Below are 10,446 nucleotides of genomic sequence, written 5' to 3' on the forward strand. Positions count from 1 at the left end.
TCTGACAAAACTTTCGGCCCGTCCTGAGGCTCAAGCAACCTCCACAGCTCCTATCGCCAGCCGCTGAATGGACCGAAGCCATGTGTTCGGGGGTCTCGACTAGTCCAGTCGAAACCCCGACGCACACAGAACGGTCTCCCAGCTGCCGAGCAGGAACTACCGGATGTTTGCCGCGTTGCAGAGTCTCCGGACGTCACACGACCGGCACTTTGATCGTTCTGGCTTCGGCACGTACTCGCGCCGCTTGAGGCTCTCGACTGTAGCGATCACCATCGCCTCAGCATTCACTATGGTCTGCTGATCGATGTTGACGTCTTGCCGTTGTGTTGTGCCCAGGTCGTGGATGAAAGCTGCTGAAACATTGAGCCCTTCGCGGCGTCCGGCATCGGCGTAGATCTGGAGCTGAAGTGGATTAGTCTGTCCACGAGTTGAGGTCTTGTAGTCGACGATTGCCAGACTTCCCACTTGACCGTTGTGCTCGTCGTAGATCACATCCGCTCGGCCCGAGATGACGGCACCCTCCAGATAGAGTTCGAAGGGGCGCTCGGTGGCCCAGGTGCGCAGGAGATCCGACGGGTGATCGGTCACATAACGCTGGACCAGTTTGCGGGCCTTTTCACGCATTTCCTTGTGACCCGCTTTATTGGCGTACGGCAGGAAGAATTCAGAATCGAGCAGCCGGTCGATCTGCGTCTCGGTCGGGAGTACTCCTGTGGCCTTGGTCTTCTCGGCGATCACGCGCATCGCGTGGTGGACTGCGTTGCCGTAGCCCAGTTCGGCCTGAATCGTCGGCATGAAGCCCAGCTGGATCTTCAGTTCGTAGCTACGTGGACAGGAGTCGAACGCGGCCAGCTCGCTGTACGTGATGGCCAGTTCCGAATTTGCCGCGCCACTCTTGCCGGAAATTGACGTCGGCTGGCCATCGTTCGTGAAGACTCGGCGGGCGTAGTCGTAGTAGGGCGAAGAGCTACGGTTCTTGCCTCCCTTCATCCGCGCGTGGCATGAAAGCAGGACGCCATCTCGGGCCCGAGTGAGGGCGACGTAGAAGAGACGGCGTTCGTCGTCGTCTGTGCCTTCGTATCGTCCGACGTCGAATCGGCCCAGCAGTGATGGTGGCCAGTCCTGTCGGTTTCCGTTCTTACTCGATGGGAAGCGGGTCTTCACCAGCGAGGGCAGGAAGACTACCGGCCACTCAAGCCCCTTGGCGCCGTGGACTGTTCCGAGCGCGACCCCATCCTCGAAGAGATCTTCCTCGCCAGCGAAGTCGTCGTAGCTGCCGACCGCGAAATTCGACAGCAGGATTGCAAAATTCTTGTAAAACCACTCGCCGCCGCTCCTTGCGCCTACCTGCTCACCGGGGTTGTCAGGATCCTTACGCGCCCGCCAGCTCACGCCCTCGTAATCCGCGAGGACGTTGGTGAACCGGGCGATTGTGCCCAGTCGGTTCCGCGTCAGGCCGTCGGTGAGATTCCAATGGTTCACGCCGAGAAGCTCGACGAGAACGTAGAAGTCTCCAACCAGGCTCTCATTGAACTCGCTGCCTAGCGCCTTTGACTTCCACGCAACCAGGTACTCATTCAGTACCTCGCGATTCGCTGTCGTAAGGCCGAAAATGCGCGTGTAGTCGCCTAGAAGGCGATTCAGCGTGATGGTTTGGCGTGGGCCGAACTGCTTGGGCGACCAGTCGACCCCGCCGATCCAGGAGTAGGTGGCTGCGAACACCTCCGCTTCCGGCTGGGCGAACAGGCCGGTCCTTCCACCAGGCTGGACGGGGATTCGGTGAGCAGCGAGTGCCTCAAGGATCGCCGGGTACGCCGCCTTCCCTCGCACGAGGATGGCGATGTCGCTGTACTTGACGCCGTTTCGGTAGAACTCAATGATCTTCTTCGCAATTTCCTCCGCCTCGTCATGCTCCGTGCCAGGGTTTTGAGAGAATGCCACGGACGGCCCGATCGCATCGCGAATCGACCGCATCTCCTTGTCGATGCGCCCGGAGATCGTTGCGGCGAATGCGTTGGCGAGTTCAACGACGCCGGGGCGGGAACGACGATTGGTCAGCAAGCGGAATTGCTTGACATTCGGATATCGGTCTTGGAATGTCACAATGTTCTCAACCGCCGACCCGCGCCACTGGTAGATGGCCTGGTCATCGTCACCCACGACCACCACGTCGGCGGTGCCGCGGGGCTTTGCCAACTGCGAGATCAAGCGCTCTTGGGCAGGATTGACATCCTGATACTCGTCAACCACCAGGTGCCGCAGCGGTTTCGTGACCTGCGCGTGGATCTCGGCGTTCTCGAGCGCCTCGACGGCACGAACGATTTGGGTCCCGAAGGACATGAACTGGTAGCGGTCAAGCATTGCGTAGTACTCGGTGACCGCCGATTTGAAGGCATCTTCAGGCAACGAGTCGACAGCGATCAGCTCGTTCTCGATGACGTCCACGCCTCGCTGGAACATCATGATGTTCCGGAACAGTGTTTGGGTCGCGAGGTTCTTGATGCCGAGACGGTGGCTTTCGCGGTAAAGCAGGTTCGTGAGCTGATTTGTGTCTAGGGGCGTGTACGTCTCGTAGCTCGGCACGTACGTCTGGAGCATCCGAAAACAGTACGCGTGGATCGTGCCAACAAACAGCCGCCCAAGCCGGTCGCTCGCCTCTGCTCCCTGAACCGCCGTCACGCGGTCGCGGATACGCTCCTTGAGCTCTGCGGCAGCCTTCTCTGTGAAGGTGAAAGCGACGATGGACTCTGGCGGCTCACCGTCGACGAGGAGTGATGCTACTCGCTGTGACACAACTTCCGTCTTGCCAGAGCCGGCCGCGGCGATGATCTGGAGATGGCTTCCACGATGGGCAACAGCCTCGGCCGCGTCGCCCTCAAGCTTCGGGACGTCTGTGGTTGCACGAGGTTCAGAGGCCGACCCGAAGCTCTTCGACTTCTGGTAGCTGAAACCCAATTGATCCTCCCCGTTGCGGAACACTCGGCGCCTCCCTTGCGCCAACATTCGTGCCGCTCAAATGAGGATCGCAGCTCAAAGGCGAGCAGCCTCGAAACTTTAGGAATTCATGGGCCAATCTTGCGGCATGCGCTAATTTGAGAATGCCTTTCCAAGCGTGGCATACGAAATCCTGAGATTGCCAGATGTCTTGGATCTCGACGTGGCCCGTTGAAGCAGCTTGAGAGGCAAAGGGGACGCGCTACGACAGGTCTTGCTTCCCGGGGGAAATCGGCGGCCCCATCGCCGCGGTCAAGCTTCGGAGGACCTGCGGAGGGCTTCGAGGGCGTGGGCCCAGGGTATCCGTTCTTGCTCAAGTCGGATGCCGCCGCGTTCACTGAGGCCCGTGACGACGGCCAACTCATCCGGATCCAGGTGCGTGAGGGCGCCCATCGCGGGCGTTGGCTCGGGGACCCAGAGATCTGTGAACGCATCGAGCGTGGCGAGGTCCATGAGAACCGTATGGGGTAGGAGTGCCTGAGCCCGGAGGCGGTTGAGGATTGCGAAGCCGTGGGTGTCCAGATCGCCCCAGTACACGAGTCGCGCGGTCTCGACCCACGGCAGCCTGCTGATCCGCTCCACAGCGTAGCCCGAGCCGTGCACCACGATGGCATCGTGCCATGGGGGCATCGCAAGGACTGACTCGAGGTTCTCAAAGACGAACACGGTCCGCGGGCGGATCGCGAGGCCCGCCGCCTCCGAGAGTGGCGCGGCCACATCGCAGAGACCACCCGGGGCGAGAGCCGGGTCGAGGAAACGCATTCGGATGAGATCCGGTTTGGGCGCCAGCCCGAGATCCTCCCGGCCTGTTGCAGCGCGGTGCAATCTCGCCACGAGTGGCTCGTGCCTGCCCACCCACTTCGTGTCCACGCCCCGGATCGGCAGCTGGCGTATGTAGAGTCCGGATTCGGGATGCTCGGAGAGCCATGCGAGGGTGTCCGCGAGTCTGCCGAAGTCCGCATCGTCGAGGTCGGTGATCGCTCGTATGGAACGCACGACGGCGTCTCGCAGCTCGCGCGCGCGGGCAGGGTCGCCACCGTGGGCACCCCCGATGAGTGACCTTGCCCTCGAGCTTGCCCTATGCCAGTGCGGGACGCGGCCCGCGAAGGAGGCGACGTCGTCGGGTCTCGTGAGGACGAGCCGCACCGGGACGCTCTGCCGCCCGAGCGATGCCCACGCCCGCTCGCCCCACTCGACACCGTGCTGCCCCGCCCACGATCGCACCCACCCGACCGCGCTGGCCTGGTCGGCGAGGGCTGTCCGTTCCGTCGGAGGGTGCAGTGGCAGCGCAAGTGCCGGTGCGTCTGGACGTTCGACCGCCCAGGAGCCCACGTACTTCTCGTACTTCTTCGCCGCCGCGGAACGTGCGGCGGCGACGGTCACGGGAGCGGGCATCAGAAGAGATGACCAGCTGTCTCGGTCGACGCTGCCGTGGGATGCGGCCCGGCTCCAGCGGCGTCCTCGTCGGCTAACTCCTCGATCGTCACGAGCCCCACGCGCGAGTCCCGGGAGTCGATGCAGCGCACGGCCGCGATCCCGCCGATGTAGTCCTCGAGTGTCTGCAGGAGCTTGAGCGGGGTCGCGAGCACCATGTGGAAGCCGAACTCGTGGAACACGTCCATTGCCATGCGCGTGAAGTTCGAGTCTGCCTTGTCGAAGGCCTCATCCATGATCACTGTCCCGTACGAGGGGATGTCCTCATCGTCGCCCGCGAGCTGGTAGCGCAGCGCCGCTGCGAGGCAGAATGTCACGAGCTTCTGCCTCTGCCCACCGGAAAGCCCCGCGCCTGTGTCGTGAACCGCCAGCTCGCGGTTTTGGGCGTCGACCTCGGCTGCGATGAAGCGCACGTGCAGGCGCGTATCGAGCACATGGCTGCGCCAGTTCACGTCCGCAGACTCGCTAGAGCCGAGCTTGGACATGAGCGCACGCATGACATTGAAGCGCTGCTCGGCGTCAGCACGGTCCTCAAGGCCCCACGAGCCCGTGCTGATGGTCTGCAGGTCCGCGAGAAACTGCTTCGCGAGCTCGCCGCGGGCCTCGCGGACTCGGATCTTGAGATATTTGCCGGCGTCGAACTCGGAACGACGCAGCGAGCGGTTGACTGGGTCGATACGCTCGTGCACCTCGCGGATCGCGCCGCGGATCTGCTGGGAGAGCTGCGCGACGTTCTGCTGGGACTGGGTCTGCAGGAGCTCGAAGAAGCGGTTCTCGAAGTCGGGGAGCCGGTCCACCTGGAGCCGCTCGAGGACCGCGAGGAACCCGCCGCGGTCGGCGACGTCGGGCCGGAGCTCCGCTGTGAGGGCGGGCCACCGGCGGCACACGTCCCCGGCGGACTTCTCGAACTCGCGGCGCGCCGACTCGGCTCCCTCGCGGGACTCCTTCCCCTCGGTCGCGAGGGCGCGCGAGACGGCGAGGGCGACATCGCTGACAGTGTCGAATGTGATGCTGCGCCGGTGGCTGAGGAAGCGCCGCTCGAGCTCGGCCGCGAGGTCGCCGGGGACGGGATGCTCTTGGTCAGCCCTGTCCTCGAGCTTGCGGATCTCGTCGGCGATCTGCGACCGGCGAGCCCGCTGGTCGGACGCTTCGTCGTTGGCACGGCGCTCCGCGTCCTTGGCGGCCTCGAATCGGTCCAAGGCCTCGCGGGCGGCGGCTTCGGCCACGCGGAGGTCGTGGCTAGCGCCGAGGAGCTCGTCGAGGGTGTCCTGCCGCTCGCCTGTCAATCGAGCGGCCGCGTCGACGTCGATGTTGTCCCATTCGACTGAGGCGAGGGCCTCGAGTGCGTCGACCCGTCGGCGTCGCGCGTCACGCCGATCCTCAGCCGCGTCGAGAGTCTTCTTCGCCTCGGCGACCGCCGAAACGGCGGGGCCTCGGAGCGCGAGGAGATGCTCTATCTTGTCGTGGTTGTCGAAGCCCAGGATCCAGCGGGAGCGGTCGTCGACGGCGGCACTGTCGTCCTTCTCGTGCCGCGTGCGGGAGCGCTTGACCTGGCCGGCACGGGTCACGGCCGCGTCGGGGGCCGCGAGCTCGGCGGGAGAATCGACGCACTCGTAGTCGTACTGGCGGGTCAGGACCGAGAGCAGCCAGTTCTCCATGGGCCCGTGCTTGACTTCGACGCAGTGGACGAGAGAGCGCTCCGAGCGCGGGCTCCGGGCCGGCTCGGGGCGGGGCTGGACCGCCTCGAACACGAGCCGTGTGCCGAGGTGGCGGGCGTCGACGGCCGCACGGACCTTCGCGATGTGCGCCTCCGGCACGAGCATGACGGTTGCCAGGGGCCGCAGTACCCGCTCGATCGCGCCCGTCCATTCCGCGTGCTCGGGCCGCACCTGGAGCAGCTCGGCCGCGAACGGGAAGGCGGCCGGGGGGAGCCCTGTAGCGTCCGCGACGAGCTCGCGCGCCCGGACCAGCCGGTCGTCGATGTTCGACCGGCGCCTTCGGAGGGATGCGACCTCGGCCTCGATCTCGGCAACCTTCCGCTTCGCGGCGGAAAGACCGTCGAACAGAGCGAGCCGGGCGTCCTTGCCCGCGGCTTCGGCGGCGTCTGATTCGGTGCGCTCCCGCTCGGCTGCCCCGCGCAACTCCGCGAACTCGTCGAACGACGTCGGGCACGCGACCGACGCCGTCGCTAGCCGCTGCTCGAGCGCCGCACGGGCCCCGCGGACGATACGCTCGCGCTCCGCCGCGATGTCGATCAGCGCGCGCTGCTGGGCCAGGGCCGCGCCGCCGCGATGCTCGACGTGTGCGAGGGCGGACTGGTGCTCGGAGGCCCGCTCCGCCGTCGCCGCAGCTGCAGTCTTCGCCTTGTGCTCGGCCCGTTCGACGGCGGAAGCCGCCTCCGCGTGCGCCTTCCGCGCGAGGTCGAGCTTCCACGCGTCTGTGAACGGGCTGAGCGCCCCGAAGAGCTGGTCGGCCGCATCCGCTCGGGCACTGCCGCCTTCGAACCGAGTGGCTGGCCCGCGCAGGCGGCCGAGGGCCTCGACCTGTTCGCGCGCCTCGACCACGGAGCGGTGCGCCTCTGACAGCTCCGCGAACTGTTCCACGGCGGTCTCGGCCAGATCGAACGTCCTGGGCCGGTCGAGCATGAACATGCGGAATAGGTCGTCGAGCGTGCCGAGGGATTTGGCCGACTGGGTCCTGTGCAGGAGCATGAGTGCGTTGTCGCCGCGGATCCCGAGGGCACGCGAGAACCGTTCGGCGAAGCGCGTGTGGTTGTCCGTGACGAATGCGTCGGGCCACGCGGCGCTGATCTTGCGCTTGTCGATCCCCTTGGTGAGGTACGGGACGAAGGCCGTGAGCACCGTATCCTCGTTGAGCATGAGGCTCAGCTCCGAGACGTCCGCGGGCGTGTTGGCCCCACGCTTGAGGTGGTAGAGCTTGACGAGCAGTACCGGCTTGGATGCCGTCTTGCCCCCTGCTCCTTCACGACCGTCGCTGTACTTGAGTAGGACCCCGCTGAACGTCGCGTCCTTGCGCAGGTAGTCGCTCGCGACCTCGCCCGTGTCCTCGTCCGCGCTGCGCCGCCACGCGCCGCGCACGTACGTCACGAGCGAGCGATCCTCGCCGCGCGTGCTCGTGTCCTGCGCCGCGGCGTTGAACCTCAGCTTCCCGCGCGGCGTCTGGACAGCGGCGGCGGCATCGACGAGCGAGGACTTGCCCGAGCCCGAGTGCCCCGTGAGTAGGAACCCCCGCCTGGCGATGTCCACGGTGTGATGCCCGCCGAAGGTGCCCCAGTTGAGCACTTCGAGGCGCGCGAGCCGCCACTGCCCGGGCCGGATCTCGCTCATGCGTCCTCCTCGCCGTCGTCCGTGCCGTCCAGCGGCTCCACTTCGTCTGCGCCGACGAGCCGGCGGTACTCCTCTTGGACGGCACGGATCTCCTCCGCGCCAAAAACAAGCCTTAGGACGGGCGAGACCTCGAAGCGGCCCTCCGTGCTCGTGGACGCGAGGAGGCCGTAGCGAACCATCTTGTTCCATGAAGCGTCGATCCGCTTGGCGAATCCGGCAGGATCCGCCTTGTCACGCCCCTGATAGACCTTGAGCTGGTCGGCGACCTCGTCGTGGCCCACGATCGTCTTCGACCCGCCAGCGTCATGCAGGAGCTGCTGGCGCAGATGAAGGAGTAGCGCGGTGTCGAGGAACGTGAGCGGGGCAGTGCGCAGCACCTTGGGCACGTCGGGGCGTTCGACGGCAGCAACGTTCCGTACGAACGCCACTTCCGCCTCGAGGTCCAGCACGAGGTCCAGGTACATGTCGGCCAGACGAGAGCGGATCGGGGCCTCGTCCGCCAGGAGCGCCGACCAGAGGTTCGCGTGCCGGGCAGAGGAGAGATACGGTCCCTTGACCAGCTGGACGAGAGCCCGGCGCGACCGGTCCCGGAGCTGGCCCGCGTCGCCGTCCCAGAGCTGCGCAGAGGCCGGCTCGCCATCGGTGTCCGTCGTCGTAGCGGGGCTCAATGCATCCGCAGTCTCCGGCGTCATCTCTGTCATGAGGCGGGTCTCCTGCCTTGGCGTGCGCCGATCGGGTCCGTGAAGAGGTAGCGTCCCACGCTGCCCCGCCGTGCCGTCCCGCGCGAAGATTCCCAGATGACCTCCTCGCGCCCCTCGAGCGGCCGTGCGTGCTCCTCCGCGAGGACGAGCAGACCCACGACGCTGGCCACCCCCTGCGTGGCGGGCCGCAGCGCGAGGACGTCCGAGATCGTGGCGGCGCTGAGCTCGACCAGGGCCGTATTAACGCTCTCGCGCAGCTCCTCCATATCGATGTCGGAAGCCCGGGCGAGCTCGCGGAGCTGCTCGATATCGACGGGCTCCGCAGCGTGCGCGACAACGTGGTCTGGCGCCGCGAAGTCGCCGGGGTTGTGCAGGCTCAGCGAGGAAACGGAGTCAAGGGGAACGCTCGAGAGGTTGAGCGTGAGGGCCGTCTTGGCATAGGGCTTGACTGTGTCCGACGTATCGAGCGCGAGCCGGACGGCCGAGCGGAGCTCGCGATTGATGACACGGTCCTCGAGAAACTCCTGCGACTGCACGAAGCGGCGCAAGCTGCGACTGAACGCCGTCATGACGCCGTGGATCTCGGAGCTGCGGTCTTGGAGGGTCGGGAGGATGCGGCGCAGGCTCTTCGCCTGCTGGCCCGTGACAGTGTCCATAAAGTCCCGACCCAGCACGTCCTGGACGCTCTCCTCGAACTCAATGCCGCGCTCGGGGTCGAGCAGGAGGGCGTAGAAGCCTGCGAAGCTGCGGCCTGCGTCGGAGGAGGCGAGAAGGTCCACCCCGAGGAAGATGTCATCCAGGACCGCACCGCGGCTGCCCTCCTGCTCGGTGAGCCTCTCCCGGAGGTCGCGGTTGAGCCCCTCGAGTTCGGAGCGGACCCGTGCGAAGTCAGCAGGCACCTCGTCGACAAGTGCGAGGATGTCACGCAGTCGCTCGGCGGCATGCTCTGGAGCCAGAACGTCCACGTCGCCTGCTGCCACGCGCTCGATCTGTGCGTCTAACCGGGCCCGCTCGTCCTGAAGCGCGCGGAGGCGCGAGCTGATGTCTGGGTCCGTGTCGCGCGCGAGGGTGCGCAGTCGCTCAATGACTGTCGCGAGGCGCGATTCGGTGACGGAAGCGGAAGGTGCGGACAGTTGGGCCGCGAACCGGATCGCAGTGAGCGCTCCTTGGGAAAGCTCGAGCGTCTCCTCGCGGACGTCCTCGGCCGCGCGGCGGATGAGGATCCCCGCCGAGCGCCATTCGGCGCAGTACTGCTGGGCTGTCTGGGGCAGGTCAAAGCCGTGGGAGCGGAGTTCTTCCAGGTCATCCCCGATCCGTTCGAACAGGACGGGGGCGGCGACGCGGCGGGATTCACCGCCGAGCTGCTTGTCGAGGATCGCAATCGCGACGGGTGCGTTCCGCCCGCGGAGCATGGCCCAGGCTGTGTCCGACTCCTGGAGTCGGGTGGCCTCGAGCGCGGCACGCAGTACACTCACCGATCCAGCGTAGCGGGCCCCCGCCTGACAACAACTTGCGACAAGTCCGGCCAGAACGCCAACAGAAACCCTTCACGAACGATGTCAAAACGAGTGTCGCGAAAACTGTCGGGCCCCTCCCGCACACTCACCCTCAGGAGCAACGCCGCTCCTCTGGGATCGAGGAGGGTCACGATGTCCGACGGCTACGAGGTTTTCGACACGGGGCACAACGGCTGGCGGCCTGTGCGCCAGCACCTCAACGCGGCCCAGACCGAGAAGGTCCTCAACGCCGTGCGCCGCTTGCAGCCCGCTTCCCTGGAGGAGGCCCGCCTCCTGCTCAGGCACGCGGCCGGGCACCGGATCGAGGCGATATCGGACCTCTACGACGTTGAGCTCCAGCCGGTCCTCGAGAAGCTCGGGCGGATGGAGCGGGAGCGGACGAGGATACAAGGCCGGACGGGCGGGCACCATGCCTGACACCGGCCAAGAACGCCGGGGGCGGACGGCCCTGCC

The 10,446-nt window shown here is 66.1% G+C and carries 6 protein-coding genes; 1 reads left to right on the top strand and 5 read right to left on the bottom strand.

Going from position 1 to position 10,446, the window contains the following annotated elements; all coding sequences use genetic code 11:
• Positions 1-156: 156 nt before the first annotated feature.
• From BV907_RS14285 to BV907_RS14305, 5 genes are all read right to left on the bottom strand, one after another.
• Positions 157-2,979, bottom strand: a complete 2,823-nt coding sequence (locus tag BV907_RS14285) for an ATP-dependent helicase (RefSeq protein WP_217697934.1) — start codon at positions 2,977-2,979, stop codon at positions 157-159.
• Between the two features lie 267 nt (positions 2,980-3,246).
• Positions 3,247-4,377, bottom strand: a complete 1,131-nt coding sequence (locus BV907_RS14290) for a Wadjet anti-phage system protein JetD domain-containing protein (RefSeq protein WP_175637472.1) — start codon at positions 4,375-4,377, stop codon at positions 3,247-3,249.
• A gap of 11 nt (positions 4,378-4,388) precedes the next feature.
• The gene (locus BV907_RS14295) at positions 4,389-7,775 is read right to left on the bottom strand and encodes an ATP-binding protein (RefSeq protein WP_077490408.1); all 3,387 of its coding nucleotides are present in this window, start codon (positions 7,773-7,775) and stop codon (positions 4,389-4,391) included.
• The gene (locus tag BV907_RS14300) at positions 7,772-8,476 is read right to left on the bottom strand and encodes a DUF4194 domain-containing protein (protein WP_245827988.1); all 705 of its coding nucleotides are present in this window, start codon (positions 8,474-8,476) and stop codon (positions 7,772-7,774) included. The genes BV907_RS14295 and BV907_RS14300 overlap by 4 nt, the downstream gene beginning before the upstream one ends.
• Positions 8,473-9,951 carry a DUF3375 domain-containing protein gene (locus BV907_RS14305; RefSeq protein WP_077490409.1) on the bottom strand — a complete coding sequence of 493 codons (1,479 nt, stop codon included), beginning with the start codon at positions 9,949-9,951 and terminating at the stop codon, positions 8,473-8,475. Before BV907_RS14305 ends, BV907_RS14300 begins: the two co-directional genes overlap by 4 nt.
• Positions 9,952-10,125: 174 nt before the next feature.
• Between BV907_RS14305 and BV907_RS14310 the strand changes: the two genes are divergently transcribed.
• Positions 10,126-10,410: a hypothetical protein gene (locus BV907_RS14310; protein ID WP_077490410.1), complete on the top strand. Its 285-nt coding sequence runs from the start codon at positions 10,126-10,128 to the stop codon at positions 10,408-10,410.
• Positions 10,411-10,446 lie beyond the last annotated feature (36 nt).

This window comes from Sinomonas mesophila (assembly GCF_001999765.1).
GTDB classification, from domain to species: Bacteria; Actinomycetota; Actinomycetes; order Actinomycetales; family Micrococcaceae; genus Sinomonas; species Sinomonas mesophila.